Origin of the sequence: Halobellus sp. LT62, assembly GCF_037031285.1 — an archaeon.
Classification (GTDB): Archaea; Halobacteriota; Halobacteria; order Halobacteriales; family Haloferacaceae; genus Haloquadratum; species Haloquadratum salinisoli.
Genome location: NZ_JAYEZO010000001.1, coordinates 602,810 through 622,640, shown reverse-complemented (window position 1 = coordinate 622,640; position 19,831 = coordinate 602,810). Strand labels below are relative to the sequence as shown.

Here is a 19,831-nt window from a genome sequence, read left to right as displayed (position 1 = left end):
GTGTCGACGCGGGAGACCGTCCCCGAACTCGCCCCTATCGTGTGAGAACACGCCAGCGTTCGGTCCGACCGCCGAAACCGATCACCGATCTACCGCCGAAACCGATCACCGATCTACCGCCGAGACCATCACCGATCAGTCGTCCGCGCTCGGTTCGATCGCCGCGAGCGACGCGTCGGCGACGCGGTCGACGGAGGAGCGGTTGCTCGTCGGGTCCTTCTCGACGGTGACGAGGTCGTCCGCGGCCGCGACGAGGTCGTCGTCGTGGCTCACGATCAGGATCTGCGCGACGCCCAGCCGCCGCATCTCCTCGACGAGGTCGACCAGCCGGGAGACGTGCCCCGAATCGAGGAAGACGGTCGGCTCGTCGAGGATGAGCGGTGGCATCGGTGCCGAGCCCTCGATCCCCTCCGCGAGCAGCCGATAGATCGCACAGCGCAGCGAGAGGTTGAACAGCGCGCGCTCGCCGCCGGAGAGCTGTTCGGGGTCGAGCGCCGTTCCGTCCTTCTGGAAGACCGTCAGTTCGTACTCGTCGTCGAGGCGGATCCGCGAATACGCGTCGTTGGCGTAGACGAGGTCGAACGTCTCGTTGAGCATCCGTTCGAGCGTCTCGACGTTCCGTCGTCGGAGTTCGGCCCGGAGGTCGCTGTAGGTCGATTCCAGCGTGGATATCTCCTCGTGAACCGAGTCCAGCGCCTCGACCTTCGCGGCGATCTCCGCCCTGTCCTCGCGGAGCGATTCGAGCTCTGTGAGCGACGTCTTCACGCCGCCGATGTCGTTCTGCAGTGCGTCGCGCTGTCCGCGGAGTTCGTCGAGTTTCTCGGGGACGTTCGCGAGATACTCCTCGGCGTCCGCTTTGTTTGCCTTGGCCGTCTCGACGCGCTCCTCGTCGACCGCGTCGGCCAGTTCTTCGCGTCGCTCACGCTTCTCTTGGAGGTACTCCCGCCGCTCGTCGTTCTGCTCGGCGATGGTCTGTCGGCGCTCCCGAAGCCGATCGATCTCCGAATCCGCCTCGTCGATCGCAGAGCGGAGGGCCTCGACTCGATCCAACCGCTCGCGTTCGGTTTCGATCTCGTCGAGATCGCCTTCGAGGGATTGGACGTCCGCTTCGGCGTCCTCGGCGGCCGCCGACTGGGTCTCCGCCGCCTCGCGCTTTTCTTCGGCCTGCGCGTCGAGTTCGTCCGCCTCCTCGCGAGCGGATTCGGCCTCCTCGCGTCGCTCTCGGAGGGTCTCGCGGGCGTCCTCGATGCTGCTCTCGATCAGCGTGCGCTTCTCGCGGAGGTTCCCCAAGCGCGACTCGGCGTCGACGAGGGATTCCGCGGTCTCCAGCGCCGCTTCACGCTCGTCCACTTCCGCTTCGAGATCATCGATGTCGGCTTCGAGGTCGGCGATCTCCGCCTCGTGTTCGCCGATGGCGTCGACGTGCGGCGATCCATCGACCGGCTGGCCGCACTCGGGGCACTTCCCCGCCGCGCGGAGCGCTTCGGCTTCTTCGAGGCGCTCTCGGGCCGACTCCAACTCCGCGCGCTTCGTCGCGAGCGACTCGCGCGTCTCTCGGAGCGAGGCCTGCACCGACTCGCGATGGGCCGTGGCCTCGCCGACCGCGACCGGCGGGTCGTCGAAGCGCTCGCGCAGGGCGTCGATCTCGTCGTCGAGTTCCGCCAGTTCCGCGCTCCGCTCTTCGGCCCGGCTCTCGGCGTCGTTCGCGGTCGATTCCGCCTCCGAGGCGCGCTCTCGGAGTTCCTCCGCGCGCGTCTCCAACTCGTCGGCGCGCTCGGCCAACTTCTCGGCTTGGTTCGACAGCATCGTCTCGCGTCGGCGCGCGTCGGTGAGTTCCTCGCGGACCGCTTCCTCCCGCTCGTTCAGCGATTCGCGGCGCGCGTCGAGCACGTCGGCGTCGACCGCCGCCGCGTCGACCGCGTCGTCAGCGCCGGTTGCTCCCTCGAGATCGGTCTTCTCCGCCGCGGATTCGAGCTCACGTTCGAGCTCGTCGATCCGATCGCGACGGTCGACGATCTCCGAGCGGAGCTCGTCGCGCTCTTTCTCGTCTGATTCGATCGTCTCTCGGAGGTCGGCGATGTCGCCGTCGAGGTCGTCGAGCGTCGCCTTCGTCTCCTCGTGGGAGTCGAGGACTTCCTCGGCCTCCGCGAGCGTCTCCTCCGCGCGCGCCTTTTGCTCCTCGAAGCGTTCGATATCGGAATCGACGTCGGCCAACTTCGTTTCGAGTTCGTTCAGCCGCGCGTGGAGGTCGGCGTCCTCCTTGGCCTCGATCTGGGAGTCGAGCTTCGCGAGCGCGCCCTTCCTCTCCGATCGGACGTCTTCGACGCCGAGTCGCGCCTGCCCGGCCCGTTCGCGGTACTCCTCTAACTTCCCCAATTGAAGGAGGTCGTCGATGGTGTCCTGCCGCTGGGCCGGCGTGGCGTTGATGAGCTTGTTCACCTCTCCCTGGCGGACGTACGCGCAGTTGACGAACGCCTCGGCGTCCATCCGCAGGAGGTCGGTGACGAACGCGCGGACGTCAGTCGCGCCGTCGACCGCGACGTCGGGGCCTTCGAGCGTGCAGATCGTCGTCCCGATGCGGTCCCCGGAGCGCCGAAGTTCCCGTCGGATGTTGAACGTCTCGCCCTCGTGGGCGAACTGCAGGTCGACCTCGGCCTCGTCCTCGCCCGTCGTCACGATGTCGTCAAGGGTCTCATCGAGCGCGTTCGCACCGTACAGCGCGAAGAAGCACGCCTCCAACAGCGATGATTTGCCGCTGCCGTTCAACCCGTGGATGACGGTGACGCCGTCGCGGAGGTCGAGCTCCGCGTCCGCGTACGGTTTGAAGTTCCGCAAGCGGATTCGTTCGAAGCGCATCTAGAAGTCCTCCATCGTGACCTGTCCGTCGGTCGGGCGCGAAACCTGTTCGTCGGCCGACTCCGAGTCCTCGCTGTCCACCGATTCTGGGTCTCCTCCGTCGGCCGACTCCGAGTCCTCTCCACCGATTTCGCCCGCGGCTTCTGCGAGTTCGCCGTCGACCTCGTCTGCGTTATCGTCGCCATCGGCGTCTGCGTGATCTCCGTTATCAACGTCGTCGACATCGGATGACTCGCCACCGACGGGCGAATCCGGTTCGTCCGACTCAGCCGACTCGGGCGCGGGATCGAACGCGCCTCGGTCGTCGTCAATGAGGTCGGAGACGCGGTTCTCGACGACCTCGCGCACGTTCGAGTCTGCCGTTTTGCTCGCGCGGATCGTCTCGTCGACGTCGAGGGCGGCCGATGAAAGACCCAACTCGCGGACGCGCTCCTCGACGGCGTCGTCGGGGTCGGCGAAGGACACGTCGAGGGAGGACTCGACGTCCCGCTCGCGGCGGTCGGTGACGCGGGCGACGAGCGCGCCGCGCTCGGCGAGCGACTCCTCGACGGAGGCGGGCGTTACGGGGTCGCCGTCGCCGAGGATCTCGACGACGACGACCGCGTCGTCGACGTCGTGTTGGCGGAGCTGCTCGTGGACGCGCGCTGTCCCCTCGCTCGCGGCCAACTTCACGGATTCGAAGACGAACGGACGCGTGTCGAGCGTCCGCCGTCGGATGTCGACCGCGCGCTCGCGCTCACCGGTGTCGTCGGCGTCGGCAGCGTCCGCGTTGGCGGCATCGTCGGTGACGTCGTCGGAGTTCTCGGCATCGTCGGCGTCGCCCGCCGCCGCGCCGAACCTGACGAGGTTGTAGCCGCGCGCTTCCTCCTCGGCGGCGCTGGCGCGCTCGGTCGACCCGCAGTAGGTGACCCACGTGTCGGCGACGGTCTCGATCCCGGGGGCGTGGTTGTCGCCGAGGAGCACCGCGTCGAAGTCGACGTTCGAGCGTTCGAGGACGGTCTCGGTCTCCCAGTCGGCGTACGCGAACGGCGTGAACAGTCCGTGAGTCACGAGCGCGGCGTGGGCGGCGTCGTGCGGCTCGAAGTCGTATTCGAGGTCGTCCCGCCGGGATTTCGGGACGTGATCGAGGCCGTAAAAGGCCGTCTCGCCGACGATTCGCGGCTCCGCGCCCAACCGTTCGCCGAGGCCGAGGTTCTCGAAGAGATCGAGCCACTGGCCCCCGCGCGTTGATTCGTGGTTGCCGACGACCGCGAGAAACGGGATGTCGGCGTCCCGGAGCCGCCGGAGCACGCGGATCGTCCCGAGGAGGTCGCGCAGCTCCGGTCGCCGGTCGTGGAACAGGTCGCCCGCGTGGACGACGGCGTCGACGTCGGACTCGACCGCGTCGTCGATCACCTGCTCGAACGCGTCGAGGAAGTCCTCGCGTCGCGCCGACGAGTGGTACTGCTGGTACCCGAGGTGGGTGTCGCCGGTGTGGATCACCCGTGTCATCTGTCCCCTGATTGATCGCTGCGTCCTAAAACCGTTCCGCGAGCGGGGCGGAAGTGGTCGTCGTCGCGACCGGCCCGCGCTCCGTGCGGCTCGTTCGGTGCCTGCTGCTTGTTTGCTGCTTGCTGCCCGTTCGCTGCCTGCTTCGCGTCCGAAATATCGTGGAGAGCCAAATCGAGCGCACGGAGTGTAGCACGTGCTCTACGTCCGCGTCGGGCGATCTCGACCCAGCGCTCGCGTTCGGCCGCAGCGACCGCCGCGTCCAACTCGTCGAGTCGGCCGTCGAGCAGAAACGCCACCGCCGCTCTCGCGCACGAAGTAGCCTCGTCCCCGTCTCGGACGACCGCAGTCACCCGTTCGCGGTCGTCGGTCACGTGCGAGGTCGACGGCCGCTCGGACGGCGCGGAGCCGTCCGCAAGCGCGCGAAGCGACCGTCGAACCGATTCGGGAGACGAGTCCGTTATCGGGGCGGTGCGTTCGACCACGGACAGTGTGGTCCCGCCCTCGTATATGAACGCTCGGAACGCACGCTCGGAGAGGGGCGCGTGACAGTCGAAAGAAGGCTCGTCGACGGAATCAGAGCGAGACGTTGCGGCCGAGTCAGAGCAAAACTACGGAATCACAGCGAGAGGGTGTAGAGCCGCTTTCGCGCGTCGGTGAAGGAAAACCGCGAGTCGACCGCGCCGGCGTCTTCGAGCCGGGCGAGCGCGTAGCGCACCGTCCGCGGCGGCAGGAGCGTCTCCTCGGCGAGTTGGCTCTGCGTCATCGTCTCGTTGTAGTCGAGTACCTTCGCGACGAGCTTCGCACTCGGCGGCATCTCGCGCACCGGTTCCCAGCGGTCAGCGGACGACTCTTCGGGGGCGAGTGCCTCGGTAGTGCTCATTCGTGTCTCTTCCTCTGGGATGTAGCTTGATAATATTTACTGTATTGTTTTATTACTATAAGGAATTTAGTAGTGCTCGGACGTCGGTGAGCCTTAGTCGGATCGGACGACTCCTGTTAGCGTTTCATCCACCCGAAGTCTCTTATGAAACCACGACCTACGGAGGGTGATGACTGACACTGTGGACGACGTCGAGCTTCCTTACGACGAGGACGCGACGTCGCAGCAGGAGAAGATCCAAGCGCTCAGAGAGCGCTTGGACATTCTCGAGTCCCAAAACGAAGAGATGCGGGACAAACTTCTGGATGCGAACGCGGAGAACAACAAGTACCAGCAGAAACTCGAACGACTGACGCACGAGAACAAGAAGCTCAAGCAGTCGCCGCTGTTCGTCGCGACGGTCCAAGAACTCACCGACGACGGCGTCGTGATCAAACAGCACGGAAACAATCAGGAGGCGCTCACCGAAGTCACAGACGAGATGCGCGAGGAGCTCGAACCCGACTCGCGCGTCGCCGTCAACAACTCCCTCTCGGTCGTCAAGCGCCTCGACAACGAGACCGATGTCCGCGCCCGGGTGATGCAGGTCGACCACAGCCCTGACATCACCTACGCGGACATCGGCGGTCTCGACGAGCAGATGCAGGAAGTGCGCGAGACCGTCGAGATGCCGCTCGAGAGCCCCGAAATGTTCGAGCAGGTGGGAATCCAGCCGCCGTCGGGCGTGCTGCTCTACGGCCCGCCGGGAACCGGAAAGACGATGCTCGCGAAGGCCGTCGCGAACCAGACGGACGCGACGTTCATCAAGATGGCCGGCTCCGAACTCGTCCACAAGTTCATCGGCGAGGGCGCGAAGCTGGTCCGGGACCTCTTCGAGGTGGCCCGCGAGAACGAGCCCGCCGTCCTCTTCATCGACGAGATCGACGCGATCGCCTCGAAACGGACGGACTCGAAGACCTCCGGCGACGCGGAGGTCCAGCGGACGATGATGCAACTCTTGTCCGAAATGGACGGCTTCGACGAGCGCGGCGACATCCGCATCATCGCCGCGACCAACCGCTTCGATATGCTCGACGAGGCGATCCTCCGCCCCGGCCGCTTCGACCGCCTCATCGAGGTACCGAAGCCGACCGAGGAGGGCCGCGCGCTCATCTTCCAGATCCACACGCGGGACATGAACGTCGCCGACGACGTCGACTTCGAGAAACTGGCCGAGATGGCCGACGACGCCTCCGGTGCGGACATCAAAGCGATCTGCACGGAGGCGGGGATGTTCGCCATCCGCGACGACAGAACCGAGATCGCGATGGCGGACTTCGTCGAGGCGTGGGAGAAGATTCAGGCCGACGCCGTCGACGAGGGGACCGCGAGCCGCGCGTTCGCCTGACCGCGCGGGCCGCGCGCTGTTCTATTCTCCGATCGAGTCGTTTTCACTGCCCGAGCGCAGCGACGCGACTGCGCTGCGCGTCGCGTCGGTCGCGTCGTAGCCGCGCTCGCCGTGCACCGTCGTCTCCTCGATGAGCCGCGCGGCTCGGAACTCCGTCAGGCGACCGTGGAGGTCCGACTCGCACAGCGCGTAGGCGTCGAGCAGTTCGACGACCGAGAGCGGGCCTCGATCGGCGAGTTCGATGAGCAACCCCAGCGACTGCTCGTCGTGCGCGGCGGTGACGACGCGTCGGACCGCCTCGGGAACTCCCGCGGCAGCGACTGCCAGCGGCGCGGCGTCGTTCCCCTCGAACCGCAACTCGTCGTTGGGGAGATACCGCTCTTCGCCGGTTGCCGGGTCGCGCACGCGGCTCGACTCCGCGGAGCGCTTGACGAGCAGGTAGCGGACTCCCTTGACGTCGCGGACGGTCTGCATAGTCGTCGACAGGCGCGAGAGCGGCTTATCGGTTACGTCGCGTCGGCGCTGCGCTGCGCGGCGCGACGGCGTTTGTTCGGTATCAGGCGTCCGCGGGGTCGTCGTCGCCGAACTCCCGCTCCTGATACGTCCGATAGAGGTCGTACGTTCGGTAGAGCGCGAAGAGGCCGACCGCGAGCGCGCCGCCGCCCCACCCCCACTGCCCCCGGAACCCGACGAGCAGGAGACCGAGGCTGATCCCCGCGAGCGCGACGTTGGCGTAAATGACCGTCGCCCAGAAGAACTTCGCGAGGTCGCCGTCGACCTCGATGCCAGCGCCCTCGTCGTCGACGCTCTCACCGGGGACCTCGACAGAGGGAATCGCCGCGAGGTCGCTCTCGGGATCGCCCCACCGGCCCTCGGGGTCGGGCTCGTCGGGTTCGTCGGGCCACTCGTCGAACTCCTTCGGCACGCTCGAGAGGAAGGTCGGTTCCCGCAAAAGTAATTCGCTCCGCCGGTACGCCGCGCGCTGTGGGCGCGGGCCGCGTTCAGCAGTGCTCGGTGAGCGTCACCGTCCGCGACGTCTCCACCCACGCGAGCGGGTTCTGCGGATCGTAGAAGACGACTCCGCCGTCGACCTCGTAGGACTCGACGTCGTCGAGTCCGTTCGCTTCGTCCACCCGCGCAGGCGCGGCTGGCGACCGATCCGTCCGCTCGGAGTCTACAGGGTCGACCATCGTGAATCGTGGTAAGTGTTACCATATTATAGGTCTTGCGGGCGATCGTCGGTCGCGGCGCGCCGCGGACGCAGCGAGGGCCGGAGGCAATGCCGAGGTTTTTACTCGGCAGTGTCGAAGGCGTCCCTATGAAACAGGCAGGGCTCACGGACAACTGGGGCGGCGGTGCGGGGGACGCCGCCGACGGCTCCCGGCCCGACGAAGAGGCCGTCGCCGTCGCCGGAAACGGCACCCAGCACGTCTCGGAAGTCGTCGACGCCGAGGAGATCCGCTTTCCCGACGCCGACGGAACGGTCGAGCTGATGGTGACGCAGGTGAACTACTCGATCGAGGGGAGCGGCGACAGCGAGTACCCCGTCGTCCACGTGTTCGGCCGGACCCGCGAGAACGAGGTCGAACACGTCCGCGTCCTCGGCTTCGAGCCGTACTTCTACGTACCGACGGAGACGCTCGACGACGAGAAACTCGATAAGGAGGTCATCACGCGCACCGAGGAGGGCTTCGAGAGCATCCGCGGCGACGACCTGACGAAGATCTGTACGCGGACCCCGCGGGACGTCGGCCAGATCCGCGACGAGTTCGAGCACTACGAGGCGGACATCCTTTTCCCGAACCGACTCCTGATCGACAAGGACATCAAAAGCGGGATTCGGGTCCCTGCCCGACGACTCGAAGTCGGCGAAGCCGACAGTGGAGCGGCGGACGCGGACGCAGACGGGGGCGCGAACCCCCCGATCCAGATCCCCCACGACGAGATCGAACCCGTCGAGGTCGACGCCGACCTCCGGGTGAACACGTTCGACATCGAGGTCGACGACCGCTCGGGCTTTCCGGAGGAGGGCGAAGAGCCGATCGTCTGTCTCACCAGTCACGACTCCTACGACGACGAGTACATCGCGTGGCTCTACGACGCCCCTGAGGCCGGAACTGGCGTCGAATCTCCCGAGTCGCTCGCGACGTACGAACCGCTCCGCGAGGACACCGAGATCGACGTCCGCACCTTCGAACGCGAGGACGAGATGCTCGACGCGTTCGTCTCCTACATCGAATCGACGGACCCGGACGTCCTGACCGGTTGGAACTTCGAGGACTTCGACATGCCCTACCTCCTCGACCGGATGGAGCGGATCGATCCGACCGCCGAGTGCAACCTCGACCCCGACCGCTTCTCCCGGATCGACGAGGTCTGGCGCAGCGGCTGGGGCGGGCCCAACGTGAAGGGACGAGTCGTCTTCGACCTCCTGTACGCCTACAAGCGCACGCAGTTCTCCGAACTGGAATCGTACCGCCTCGACGCCGTCGGCGAGCTCGAACTGGATGTCGGAAAAGAGCGCTACGCGGGCGACATCGGCGACCTCTGGGAGCAAGAGCCCGAGCGACTCCTCGAATACAACGTCCGCGACGTGGAGCTCTGCGTCGAAATAGACAGAAAACAGGACGTCATCGCCTTCTGGGACGAGGTTCGCACGTTCGTCGGCTGCAAACTGGAGGACGCGACGACCCCGGGCGACACCGTCGACGTCTACATCCTCCACGAGGCCCACGGCCGCTTCGCGCTGCCCTCGAAGGGCCAAGCCGACGCCGAGGACTACGAGGGCGGCGCGGTCTTCGATCCGATCACGGGGGTCAAAGAAAATGTCACCGTACTGGACTTAAAATCACTCTATCCGATGTGTATGGTGACGATCAACGCGTCGCCGGAGACGAAAGTCGATCCCGACGCGTACGACGGCGAGACGTTCCACGCCCCCAACGGGACGCACTTCCGCCGCGAACCCGACGGCGTCATCCGCGAGATGATCGACGACCTCCTCGCAGAGCGCGAGGAGAAGAAGTCGCTCAGAAACGAGAACGATCCGGGCTCGGCCGCCTACGAGCAGTACGACCGACAGCAGGGAGCTGTCAAGGTTATTATGAACTGCTTCACGCCGGACACGGACGTACTTACACCGGATGGCATTCGGAACATTCGCGACCTCGACGTCGGCGACGAGGTCTACTCGCTCGATCCGGAGACGATGCGGATGGAAGTAAAGCCGGTCGAAGAGACGCACGAGTATCCCGACTACCGGGGCGACCTCGTCGACATCCAGACCAGCAAGGCCGACTTCAGCGTGACGCCGAACCACCGAATGCTGGTCCGGAAGAACTCGAAGAACGGGGCGTCGTGGGACGACTTCCGATTCGTTGAAGCGGGCGAGCTCGACGAGTACTCCCACTACGAACTCCCGCACGGGTGGACCGGCGATCACGGAGATCGAATCGGCGACATCGACCTCACAGAACTGCTTGATGCCGAAGACGACGAGTACGAAGTGTGGGTCCGCCCCTCCGTTCACGGTCACACGTTCACGGCGGAGTTGGGATGGACGCCTCGACGCGTTCCGAAGGCGGATATCGGGCAGACCGGCTACGTGTTCACCGCTGAGGAGTTCGAAGAGCACCGCGAGTACGTCGAATCCGTGTGTGAGATCAGTTTCATCCACCGCGAATCGGGGAGAAAGTGGATCCCGCGGACCTACGACGGCGACGACTTCCTCGAACTGCTGGCGTGGTACGTCACCGAAGGGAACGTCTACACTTCCGAAGACAAGCAGTTCGGCGAGCAGTTCCGCGGATCCGCGACGACGGTCAAGATCGCGCAGAACGCGGTTGCGGACGGCGGAGAGGTGGAGCACGCAGACGGCGGAGAGCCGGAACGAGACGATCACACGCGTATCGGTGAACTGCTCGATCGGATGGGATTCGACTGCTACGTCGACGACCGATCGTACCAGTTCACCTCGAAACTCCTCGGGGAGTTACTCGAACGGCTCTGCGGGGCGGACAGCTTCGAGAAGCGGATCCCTGACCTCGTGTTCGAGGCCGCCGAAGACCAGAAGCGCCGGTTCCTCGACACGCTCGTCGCGGGCGACGGCGATCGACAGGTTAACTCGTGGCGGTACACGACATCGAGCGAGCGGCTCCGCGACGACGTGCTTCGGCTTTGTGCACACCTCGGCGAGACGGCGAGTTACAACCGCAACAGCGGATCGTGGCGGATCTACTGCACCGAGGGCGCGAAGAACTCGTTCCGGATGCACCGCAGCGGCGGGCGAAGCACCGCGGACGAGGGTGCCTACTGCGTCACGGTCGCGGACAATCACACGCTGTTGGCGGGTCGAAACGGGAAGTTCCAGTTCGTCGGGCAATCGCTCTACGGAGTCTTGGGTTGGGACCGCTTCCGGCTATACGACAAGGAGATGGGCGCTGCCGTCACTGCAACCGGCCGTGACGTAATCGAACACACTGCCGAATCCGCCAACGAACTCGACAAAGAAGTGATCTACGGGGATACGGACAGTGTGATGCTCGAACTCGGCGGCGACGTCTCCAAGGGGGAAGCCATCGAGCAGTCCTTCGAGTTGGAAGAACACATCAACGACTCCTACGACGAGTTCGCCTTGGAGGAACTCGACGCCGCGTACCACCGCTTCCAGATCGAGTTCGAGAAGCTCTACCGACGGTTCTTCCAAGCGGGCAAGAAGAAGCGCTACGCGGGCCACATCATCTGGAAGGAAGGAAAGGACGTCGACGACATCGATATCACCGGCTTCGAGTACAAGCGCTCGGACATCGCCCCGATCACCAAGGAGGTTCAAAAGCGCGTGATCGAGATGATCGTCCACGGCGAGGACACAGAAGAAATCACCGAGTACGTCCGCGGGATCATCGAGGACTTCGAGACCGGCGAGGTCCCGGTCGAAGAGATCGGCATCCCCGGCGGCATCGGCAAGCGACTCGACGCCTACGACACCGCGACCGCACAGGTCCGCGGCGCGAAGTACGCCAACGAGTTTCTGGGGACGAACTTCGGCCGCGGATCGAAGCCGAAGCGGCTCTATCTGCGGAAGGTCCACCCCTCGTGGTTCCGGAAGATGGAGGCGGAGGAAGGCTTCGATCCGCAGCGAGATCCGCTCTACGGGGAGTTCAAACGCGATCCCGACGTGATCTGCATCGAGTACGACGACCAACTCCCCGAGGAGTTCGAGGTCGACTGGGACAAGATGTTGGAGAAGACTCTGAAGGGGCCGATCGCGCGCATCATCGAGGCGCTGGGGATGTCGTGGGACGAGGTGAAATCCGGTCAGGAACAGACCGGGCTCGGTAGTTTCGTCTGACGCTGCTCGGTAGTTTCGTCCGACGTCTCGCGTAACGGCTCTCGGTAACCAACACCGACGTAGCCGATTTCGGTTTCGTGAAACACAAATAAATTTTCTAGACAGTGAAGATTGGAGGGGCGAATGCGTAACCATTATGGGCGTTAGAGCCCATTTCACAGTTACGAGGCAACGAAACAACGATGGCTACACTCGAAATCAAGAACCTCCACGCGAGCGTGGCGGAGGAAGGCGGCGAACAGATTCTTCGCGGCGTCGACCTGGAGGTCAACTCCGGGGAAATCCACGCCCTGATGGGGCCGAACGGGTCGGGGAAGTCGACGACGGCGAAGATCATCGCCGGACACCCCGCCTACGAGGTGACCGACGGACAGATCCTCCTCCGACTCGACGAGGACGAAGTAGACGACGACGTCCCCGAAGAGAAACTGACGTGGGACCTTCTCGAACTGGAGCCGAACGAGCGCGCTGCGCTCGGCATCTTCCTCGGCTTCCAGTACCCCGCCGAGATCGAGGGCGTCACGATGACGAACTTCCTGCGGACGGCGCTCAACGCCAAGCTCGAAGAGCGCGAGGAGCTCTTCGAGGACGATGACGAAGCCGAGGAGGCCGACGCAGACGATGGCGACGAGGACGAGGAAGGCTACGAGACGTCGCCGATGGAAGGCCCCGCCGACGAGGGCGAGGTCGGCGTCGCCGAGTTCCAGAAGCTCCTCAAAGAGAAGATGGAGCTGCTCGATATGGACGAGAAGTTCATGCAGCGCTACCTCAACGCCGGCTTCTCCGGCGGCGAGAAAAAGCAGAACGAAGTGCTGCAGGCCGCCATCCTCGAACCGTCGATCGCGGTTCTCGACGAGATCGACTCCGGGCTGGACATCGACCGCCTGCAGGACGTCTCCAACGGGATCAACGCGCTGCGCGACGAGCAGGGCACGGGCATCCTCCAGATCACACACTACCAGCGGATCCTCGAGTACGTCGAGCCCGATCACGTCCACATTATGCTGGACGGGAGAGTCGTCAAGAGCGGCGACGCGTCGCTGGCCGAACAGCTCGAAGACAAGGGCTACGACTGGGTTCGCGAGGAAGTCTACGAGGCAGCCTAACACGGACAAAGACACAGTGAACACACAACTACAATCATGAGCTCCGAACAAGACCACCTCAAAGACACGGACACCGAGGCCCGCTTCGACTTCAAGAAGGAGGAGTCCTCGGCGTTCGAGACCGAGAAGGGCCTGACGGAGGAGACCGTCCGGGTCATCTCCGAGGACAAAGGCGAGCCCGAGTGGATGCTGAACCGTCGGCTCCGCGCGCTCAAGCAGTTCCAAGAGATGCCGATGCCGACCGACTGGCCCGGCCAGCCGGACCTCTCGGAAGTCGACGTCGCGGAGATCGTCCCGTACATCCGCCCCGACGTCGACGTCCGCGCGGGCGTCGACGACTGGACGGAACTCCCCGACGAGATCAAAGACACCTTCGACAAACTGGGCATTCCCGAGGCCGAAAAGAACGCGCTCTCCGGCGTCGGCGCGCAGTACGAATCGGAGGTCGTCTACCAGAACATGCAGGAACGCTGGGAGGAGAAGGGCGTCATCTTCTGCAACATGGACGAGGCCGTCCGAGAGCACGAAGAGATCGTCAAAGAGCACTTCATGACGAAGTGCGTGCCCCCGTCAGACAACAAGTTCGCCGCGCTGCACGGCGCGGTCTGGTCCGGCGGCTCGTTCGTGTACGTCCCCGAGGACGTCACCGTCGAGATGCCGGTACAGGCGTACTTCCGGATGAACTCGGAAGGGATGGGCCAGTTCGAGCACACGCTCATCGTCGCCGAAGAGGGCTCGGAGGTCCACTACATCGAGGGCTGTTCGGCCCCGAAGTACTCCGCGTTCAACCTCCACTCCGGCGGCGTCGAAGTCTTCGTGGGCGAGGACGCCCACGTCCAGTACTCGACCGTCCAGAACTGGTCGAAGAACACCTACAACCTGAACACGAAGCGCGCCCTCGTCGAGGCCGGCGGCCGGATGGAGTGGATCTCCGGCTCGATGGGCTCGAAGGCGACGATGCTGTATCCCTCCTCCGTGCTCAAGGGACCGGGCGCGTCCGACAACCACATCACCATCGCCTTCGCGGGCGAGGGCCAGAACATCGACACCGGCGCGAAGGTCTACCACAACGCGCCGAACACAAAGTCGACGATCGAGTCGAAGTCGATCTCGAAGGACGGCGGCCGCACCAACTACAGAGGGCTCGTCCACATCGCCGATGGCGCGGAGAACTCTTCGACTGCGGTCGAGTGCGACGCGCTGATGTTCGACAACGAGTCGACGTCGGACACGATGCCGTATATGGAGATCAACGAGTCGAAGGTCGACGTCGCCCACGAGGCGACCGTGGGAAAGATCGGCGACGAGGACATCTTCTACCTCCAGTCGCGCGGTCTCGACGACGACGACGCAAAGCAGATGATCGTCTCGGGCTTCATCGAGCCGATCACCGAAGAGCTCCCGATCGAGTACGCGGTCGAGCTGAACCGCCTCGTCGAGCTCGAAATGGAGGGCAGCCTCGGATAACATGAGCAGCGCACAACTCCCCGCGAACCTCTCCGAAGAGACGGTTCGTGAGATCTCCGAGCGCCGCGACGAGCCCGAGTGGCTGCTTGAGTCGCGGCTCGACGCCCTTTCCGCGCTCGACACCCTCGACCTGCCGGACGTCATCCAGACGCCCGGCCGCCGCTGGACGAACCTCGAAGCGCTCGATTTCGAGTCGCTCGTCGACCCGCTCGACCAAGCCGACGAGACCGAGCGGACGGCCGACGAGGGCGTCGAGGTGCTCACGTTCACCGAGGCGCTCGATTCCCACCCGGACCTCGTCGAGTCCGCGTTCGGCTCGACGATCGAGCCCCGAGAGAACTACCTCACGGCGCTGTCGGCCGCGCTCTTCACGACCGGGACCGTCGTCTACGTCCCCGAGGGCGTCGACGCCGAGGACGTGACGATCCGCGCGGAGATGAACTCCCGCTCGCTGTTCAGTCACACGCTCGTCATCACCGAGGAGTCGTCGTCGGTGACGATCCTCGAGAGCATCGAGTCCGACGCAGGCGTCGACGCCGACGCGCGGTACTTCTCGAACCTCGTCGAAATTGCGGCGGGCGAGAACTCCTACGTTCAGTACGGCTCGCTGCAGAATCTCGACGAGGATACCTACAACTACACGCTCAAGCGCGCCGATGTCGACACCTACGCCACGGTCAACTGGATCGAGGGCAACCTCGGCTCCCGGCTCACCCGTTCGGACGTCGAGTCCGAACTCAACGGCGACTCCGCGGAGACGAAGATCGTCGGCGCGTTCTTCGGCCACGAGGAGCAGCACTTCGACGTCAACGCCCGCGTCTGGCACCAAGCGGAGAACACGACCGCCGACCTCGTCACCCGCGGCGTCCTCGACGACGCCGCTCGCTCGGTGTACGAGGGCGTCCAAGACGTCGGCCGCGACGCGTGGAACACCTCCTCGTACCAGCGCGAGAACACGCTGATGCTCTCCGACGAGAGTGAGGCCGACGCGTCTCCGAAGCTGATCATCCACAACCACGACACCGAGGCGTCGCACTCGGCGACGGTCGGACAGGTCGACCAAGAGGACCTGTTCTACATGACCTCGCGAGCGATCCAGCCCGAGAAGGCGCGCAATATGCTCGTCGAGGGCTTCTTCGTGCCCGTCCTCGACGAGATCGAAGTCGACGAGTTCCGCGAGGACCTCGAATCGCTGATCGACGAACGGCTTCGGTAACGCGGTCTTCGCGTTCTGTCCGCGCTCCAGCTCCTTCGTTCTCCCGTCGTCTTATTCCGAATTTTCCCGCGGGCACTGCCCGGTCGACGTGATACATCGCGGTCCGGGCGACGGATCGCTCCACGCGACCGACCGCTCGTCCGTATTCCCGTCGGTGTCGCCGACGCCGAGTTTTCCGGGCGGGACGACGGCGAGCGCGACCGTTTTGATCCGGAAGTCGACTCGTTCACTCCGACCCAGCGTCTCCCTCCCGCCGTCGTCGTCGACGTCGAGGGAGACGGTGGAGCCGTCGCGGACGTAGGTGGTCTCCTCGCCGTCGACGCCGACGGCGAAGCGGCCGTACGCGCCGCGGGACTCGACGATCCAGAGGTTCGCCGTAGCGACCCACGGACTGAGCGTCGGCGAAATCGGCAGTCCGGCCGGAATGCCGCCGACGGTGTCGTTCGTCGCACGGGTGATCGCCCGTTCCGTCGCGCGCTCGGCGGCGTCGTTCGCCTCTCGCTCGATCTCCGCGCGCACCGAGGAGACGGCGTCGTCGACGGCTGACTCGGGAACGCGAACCCGCTCTGACGTGGCGACGCGCCGGAGGTCGACTCGCAGCGCGGTCCGGACGCGGTCCTCGGCGATCGCGGGGGAATCACCGCGTGCGCTCGTATCCGTCGCGCTCGCGACCGACGCCAGCTCGCGGGCCAGCGAGCCGTCCGTGGCCGCGACAGCACGCTCGCCGGGGCCGTCGAAGCGGGCGAACGAGCGTCGAGTCACGCGCTCTCGTTCCGCGCGCGTCAGCGATGTCTCTCTCGCGAGCGTCCGCGTCGCCGTCGCTCGAACGTCCGTCATCGACCCCTCGACCTTCGATTCGAGGACGTCCCGGCGGTGTCGGAGCGTCGGGTCCGGGTGCGATTGCAGGGTCTCCTCCGCCGCGAGGAGCGCCTGTCCGGCCGTGTGCAGCGACACGCGCCCGGGATCGCCGAACAGCGTCCGCGTGACGATGTCGGCGGCGTCGCCGTAGGGGACGCTGAACACGTTGACGTTCCTGACCGCGAGCCCGACGTACTGCTCGTCGTCGGCGACGCCGTCGACGAGCGTCCCCTCGACCGGATCCGGCGCGAGGTAGGCCGGGTCGCCGTCGGGCACGAGGACCGCCTCGCCGCGAGCGCCCCCGTCGCTGCCGACGTCCGTTCGCGGGGCGGGCGGGTCGGGGGTGAGCGCGGCGAGTTCGCTCACCCGATCGGCGGCCAGCCCCTTCGCGTTCAGCGCGCGTGCGATTCCGGCGTTCTGCGATCGGGTGTCGCCGGCGCGCTCGTCGAGTCCGGCTAGTACCTGATCGAGGTACACTTCGCGGGCGGCCACGCGGGTCCGGTCGGCGACGCCGTCGTACTCGTCCGGGGCGTCGACGAGTTCCGCGCGGCGGTCGCGCACGAGCGCGGCGAGCCTCGCGGCTCCGTTCGACTGCCCGGTTCCGGCGTCGCTGGCGTCCACCTCGACGGAGAGATCGCGGACCCGGTCTCGGAGGTCGGCCACGTCGGCGTAGACCCACGATTCGAGGTTGGCGGGACGGTCGCCGGTGAGTGACCGCGACGCGCGAGTCCGGCCGCCGGTGACGGCACTGCGGGCGATCTCGTCGGGGCCGCCGAGATCCGAAACGAGGGCGGCAGTCGCCGCACGTCCCTCGCGCAGGTTCGGCCCGTCGAGCGCGCCGCCGGACTCGAACAGCGGTCGGACCGAGCGAGTCGGTGCCGCGCTCCCGCGGATTCGAGCTTCGCCGGTCACCCGAACGCGGTGGACGTGCTCCCACGACGCCGACGTCGTCCGCGGCGTCTCGTTGACCTTGGCCCACGTCCGCTCGACCCGCCAGCGTTCGGTGACGCGCCGGGTGGCCGCGTAGAGCCGACGCTCGCCGAGGCCGATCCGCGAACCGGATCGGGCGCTACCGTCGCCGCTGACGTCGACAGATTTCGACGTGTCCGACCGAACGAGCGTCCAGTTTTCACCGGGCGAGCGCGGACGCGGACGTCGCTCGTTGCTGATTGTCCGAGTGCTGGCGCTCACCGAGGCTCCCGCTCGGTAGCCGTCGCGCAGGATCGAATCGAGACTCGACGCGCCGTTTGTCCCTCGAAGCAGCTCCAAGAACGCCTCGTCGGCCGTTCCGTTGACGCCGACGGAGACGGTTCGGGTGGCCGGGAGTGCGCCCGACTCGTCGCGCGCGCTCACCCGCTCGGCGTCGTTCGGATCGGGAAGTTGGCCCGTGGCCGCGGACGCGACGCGTGAGTTCGGGGAGATCTCAGAGATGTCTGCCGCACCCGTCTGCAGCGTCGCCGCGCGAACGCCGGCGGCCGCGTCGGGGTCGCTCCGGCCGAACGCGGCGCGCTGGGCGTCGAGCAGTCCGGCGTTCGTCGAGAGCGCGACGTGGCGGTTGGCGACGACGTTCGAGATCGGCAGGCCGCCGTACTGCCCCAGCCCGCGGGCCTGTGCCATCGCGGTGACGCCGACCGTCGTGCGGCGAGCGAGCCCCGGTCCCTCGAGCGGGCCGGCGTCGAGGCGCTCCTGAAACTCGCCCGTCCGGTCGTGGAGCGCCAAGACCGGAACGCCCGCGGTGACCGTGCGATCCACGCGACGGGTGTCGACGACGCGGCCGTCCGCCTCGACTGTCAGCTTCAGTCCGCGAACCGTCACTCGGAGCTCGGTCCCGCTGTCGACGCCCGCGATCGAGACGCGCTCGATCGCCGCGTCTGCCGATTCAACCGACTCGCCGAACGACGCGCGGGCGGCGCTGCCGCCGCGGCGGTGTTCGACCGGATCCATCGCGTCGCGAACGGCGAGGAAGATCCGAAGCCGGAGATACTTCCGGAACGTCTCCGGTCCGTCGAGTGCGGACCCGACGTCGGTGTCGGCGGCGACCGTGACCGGCTCGCGCGCTGCGGCCTGCGCCGCGTTCCGCACGGCGATCCTGAGCGCGGCAGTCGCTTCCGCGTCCACGCGGTCGGCTGCGACGTCCGCGGACCGATCGACCGGCGCGGGGCCGGGCGTCGCGAGCGACGCCGCGAACGCCGAGCTCGCGACGAGTAGCAACACGCCGAGCAGCGCGAAGGGAACGCGACCGCGGTCGTCCTCGGCGAGCCGCATCAGCGGACCTCCGCGGAGGCCGACCACGTCCGCACGACGATCCGGACCGACGAGACGGACACCGCGTCGGCCGCGGCGACCGGCGAATCGTAGCGGGCGCGCAGATCCGCAGTAACCCGCGGGGCGATCGCGGCCGCGAGCCGTTCGTTCGCCGCCGCGGTGTCCTCGGTCGCGAGCGGTTCCGCGAGCGACGCGTTCTCCGCTGAATCCGCTCCGTCTATCTCCGTTTCGAGGCGCGCGTAGCGGTGCCGGAGCAACGCGGCGGACGGGTCGTTCCCGCGGAGCGTCGTCTTCGCGGGGCCGGCGGGCACCAGCACCGCGACAGTCCGCTCGGCGACCGCGTCTCCGAGGGACTCGAAGTCCCACGTCGCCGATCGGGGGATCGGCTCGACGCCGGTCGGGACGACGAGTGTCGCCGCGTGGACGCCGTCGCGCGGCGGCTTCGTCCCGACGCCGACCGCCCCGCCGACGGGCGCGCCGGGGTACGGTCGCCACGTGGCGTCGACCCGAACCGTCGCGCCGGTCCGCGCGCGGACCGCGTCGGCGACGCCGCGCCGGAACGTCGCCCGCGTTCGGGTGAGCGGCGGAATCTCCGACGCAGGGGCCGGCGTCGCGTTCCTCCCCGCGCTCGCGGTCGACACGAAATCGACGCCGCTCGTCGACGTCGTCGCCCGCGCGAGCAACTCGGCGAGGCTGCCGTGCGCCGTGCGATCGAGTTCGGGCGAGTCGAGCGGGACGTCCGACACGTCTGGACCCTCCTCACTCGCGGCGACCTCGCGCACGCCGGGGGCGAGCGAGTAGTCGACTTGCGCGGTCGTCGTCGCGAGCGTGTCCGCCACGGCGTCGGCGCGGCCGGGCGGCGGCGGCGGCGACTGCTCGACGGTGACGAGGCCGACGACGGCCGCCGAAACGAGCAACAGACAGACGACGGCATCGATGGCGGCGTTCATCGCCG

Annotated in this window: 14 protein-coding genes; 5 read left to right on the top strand and 9 right to left on the bottom strand. The window is 66.5% G+C overall.

What is annotated here, in order from left to right; genetic code table 11:
* Positions 1–135: 135 nt before the first annotated feature.
* From rad50 to U5919_RS03080, 4 genes are all read right to left on the bottom strand, one after another.
* The gene (gene rad50 / locus U5919_RS03095; protein WP_336022053.1) at positions 136–2,856 is read right to left on the bottom strand and encodes a DNA double-strand break repair ATPase Rad50; all 2,721 of its coding nucleotides are present in this window, start codon (positions 2,854–2,856) and stop codon (positions 136–138) included.
* Complete coding sequence (gene mre11, locus U5919_RS03090) at positions 2,857–4,347, bottom strand: DNA double-strand break repair protein Mre11 (protein ID WP_336022052.1); 1,491 nt, start codon at positions 4,345–4,347, stop codon at positions 2,857–2,859.
* Positions 4,344–4,829, bottom strand: a complete 486-nt coding sequence (locus U5919_RS03085) for a DUF7966 family protein (protein ID WP_336022051.1) — start codon at positions 4,827–4,829, stop codon at positions 4,344–4,346. The genes mre11 and U5919_RS03085 overlap by 4 nt, the downstream gene beginning before the upstream one ends.
* Before the next feature lie 134 nt (positions 4,830–4,963).
* Positions 4,964–5,227, bottom strand: coding sequence for a MarR family transcriptional regulator (locus U5919_RS03080; protein ID WP_336022050.1), 264 nt, complete (start codon positions 5,225–5,227; stop codon positions 4,964–4,966).
* A gap of 169 nt (positions 5,228–5,396) precedes the next feature.
* Here U5919_RS03080 and pan1 point away from each other — a divergent pair, with 169 nt between their 5' ends.
* Complete coding sequence (gene pan1, locus U5919_RS03075) at positions 5,397–6,614, top strand: proteasome-activating nucleotidase Pan1 (protein WP_336022049.1); 1,218 nt, start codon at positions 5,397–5,399, stop codon at positions 6,612–6,614.
* A 21-nt stretch (positions 6,615–6,635) separates the two neighbouring features.
* Here pan1 and U5919_RS03070 read toward each other — a convergent pair whose 3' ends face one another.
* The 3 genes from U5919_RS03070 to U5919_RS03060 form a co-directional block, all read right to left on the bottom strand.
* The gene (locus U5919_RS03070) at positions 6,636–7,088 is read right to left on the bottom strand and encodes a DUF7346 family protein (protein ID WP_336022048.1); all 453 of its coding nucleotides are present in this window, start codon (positions 7,086–7,088) and stop codon (positions 6,636–6,638) included.
* Between the two features lie 82 nt (positions 7,089–7,170).
* Positions 7,171–7,539 carry a DUF7322 domain-containing protein gene (locus tag U5919_RS03065; protein WP_336022047.1) on the bottom strand — a complete coding sequence of 123 codons (369 nt, stop codon included), beginning with the start codon at positions 7,537–7,539 and terminating at the stop codon, positions 7,171–7,173.
* A gap of 76 nt (positions 7,540–7,615) precedes the next feature.
* Entirely contained in the window at positions 7,616–7,804 is a 189-nt protein-coding gene (locus U5919_RS03060; protein WP_336022045.1) for a DUF7331 family protein, read from the bottom strand.
* A gap of 128 nt (positions 7,805–7,932) precedes the next feature.
* Here U5919_RS03060 and U5919_RS03055 point away from each other — a divergent pair, with 128 nt between their 5' ends.
* The 4 genes from U5919_RS03055 (at position 7,933) to sufD (ending at position 15,753) form a co-directional block, all read left to right on the top strand.
* Positions 7,933–11,964: a DNA polymerase domain-containing protein gene (locus U5919_RS03055; RefSeq protein ID WP_336022044.1), complete on the top strand. Its 4,032-nt coding sequence runs from the start codon at positions 7,933–7,935 to the stop codon at positions 11,962–11,964.
* 182 nt (positions 11,965–12,146) lie between these two features.
* Positions 12,147–13,070 (top strand): ABC transporter ATP-binding protein, encoded by a 924-nt coding sequence (locus U5919_RS03050; RefSeq protein ID WP_336022043.1) that lies wholly within the window; start codon positions 12,147–12,149, stop codon positions 13,068–13,070.
* A gap of 36 nt (positions 13,071–13,106) precedes the next feature.
* A complete protein-coding gene (sufB, locus tag U5919_RS03045; protein WP_336022042.1) occupies positions 13,107–14,537 on the top strand; it encodes a Fe-S cluster assembly protein SufB in 1,431 nt (476 codons plus the stop codon).
* A gap of 1 nt (position 14,538) precedes the next feature.
* Positions 14,539–15,753, top strand: a complete 1,215-nt coding sequence (sufD, locus tag U5919_RS03040) for a Fe-S cluster assembly protein SufD (RefSeq protein ID WP_336022041.1) — start codon at positions 14,539–14,541, stop codon at positions 15,751–15,753.
* Positions 15,754–15,804: 51 nt separating this feature from the next.
* Here the strand turns inward: sufD and U5919_RS03035 are convergent, their stop codons facing one another.
* Positions 15,805–18,876, bottom strand: coding sequence for a DUF7286 family protein (locus tag U5919_RS03035; RefSeq protein ID WP_336022040.1), 3,072 nt, complete (start codon positions 18,874–18,876; stop codon positions 15,805–15,807).
* Positions 18,876–19,826: a DUF7284 family protein gene (locus U5919_RS03030; RefSeq protein ID WP_336022039.1), complete on the bottom strand. Its 951-nt coding sequence runs from the start codon at positions 19,824–19,826 to the stop codon at positions 18,876–18,878. Before U5919_RS03030 ends, U5919_RS03035 begins: the two co-directional genes overlap by 1 nt.
* Positions 19,827–19,831 lie beyond the last annotated feature (5 nt).

What these genes read in the sequence shown, in the direction of transcription:
- U5919_RS03030 (WP_336022039.1), bottom strand. Translation starts at nt 19,826, where the DNA reads ATGAACGCCGCCATCGATGCCGTCGTCTGTCTGTTGCTCGTTTCGGCG.
- U5919_RS03035 (WP_336022040.1), bottom strand. Translation starts at nt 18,876, where the DNA reads ATGCGGCTCGCCGAGGACGACCGCGGTCGCGTTCCCTTCGCGCTGCTC.
- pan1 (WP_336022049.1), top strand. Translation starts at nt 5,397, where the DNA reads ATGACTGACACTGTGGACGACGTCGAGCTTCCTTACGACGAGGACGCG.
- mre11 (WP_336022052.1), bottom strand. Translation starts at nt 4,347, where the DNA reads ATGACACGGGTGATCCACACCGGCGACACCCACCTCGGGTACCAGCAG.
- U5919_RS03080 (WP_336022050.1), bottom strand. Translation starts at nt 5,227, where the DNA reads ATGAGCACTACCGAGGCACTCGCCCCCGAAGAGTCGTCCGCTGACCGC.
- sufD (WP_336022041.1), top strand. Translation starts at nt 14,539, where the DNA reads ATGAGCAGCGCACAACTCCCCGCGAACCTCTCCGAAGAGACGGTTCGT.
- U5919_RS03055 (WP_336022044.1), top strand. Translation starts at nt 7,933, where the DNA reads ATGAAACAGGCAGGGCTCACGGACAACTGGGGCGGCGGTGCGGGGGAC.
- U5919_RS03060 (WP_336022045.1), bottom strand. Translation starts at nt 7,804, where the DNA reads ATGGTCGACCCTGTAGACTCCGAGCGGACGGATCGGTCGCCAGCCGCG.
- U5919_RS03070 (WP_336022048.1), bottom strand. Translation starts at nt 7,088, where the DNA reads ATGCAGACCGTCCGCGACGTCAAGGGAGTCCGCTACCTGCTCGTCAAG.
- U5919_RS03050 (WP_336022043.1), top strand. Translation starts at nt 12,147, where the DNA reads ATGGCTACACTCGAAATCAAGAACCTCCACGCGAGCGTGGCGGAGGAA.
- rad50 (WP_336022053.1), bottom strand. Translation starts at nt 2,856, where the DNA reads ATGCGCTTCGAACGAATCCGCTTGCGGAACTTCAAACCGTACGCGGAC.
- sufB (WP_336022042.1), top strand. Translation starts at nt 13,107, where the DNA reads ATGAGCTCCGAACAAGACCACCTCAAAGACACGGACACCGAGGCCCGC.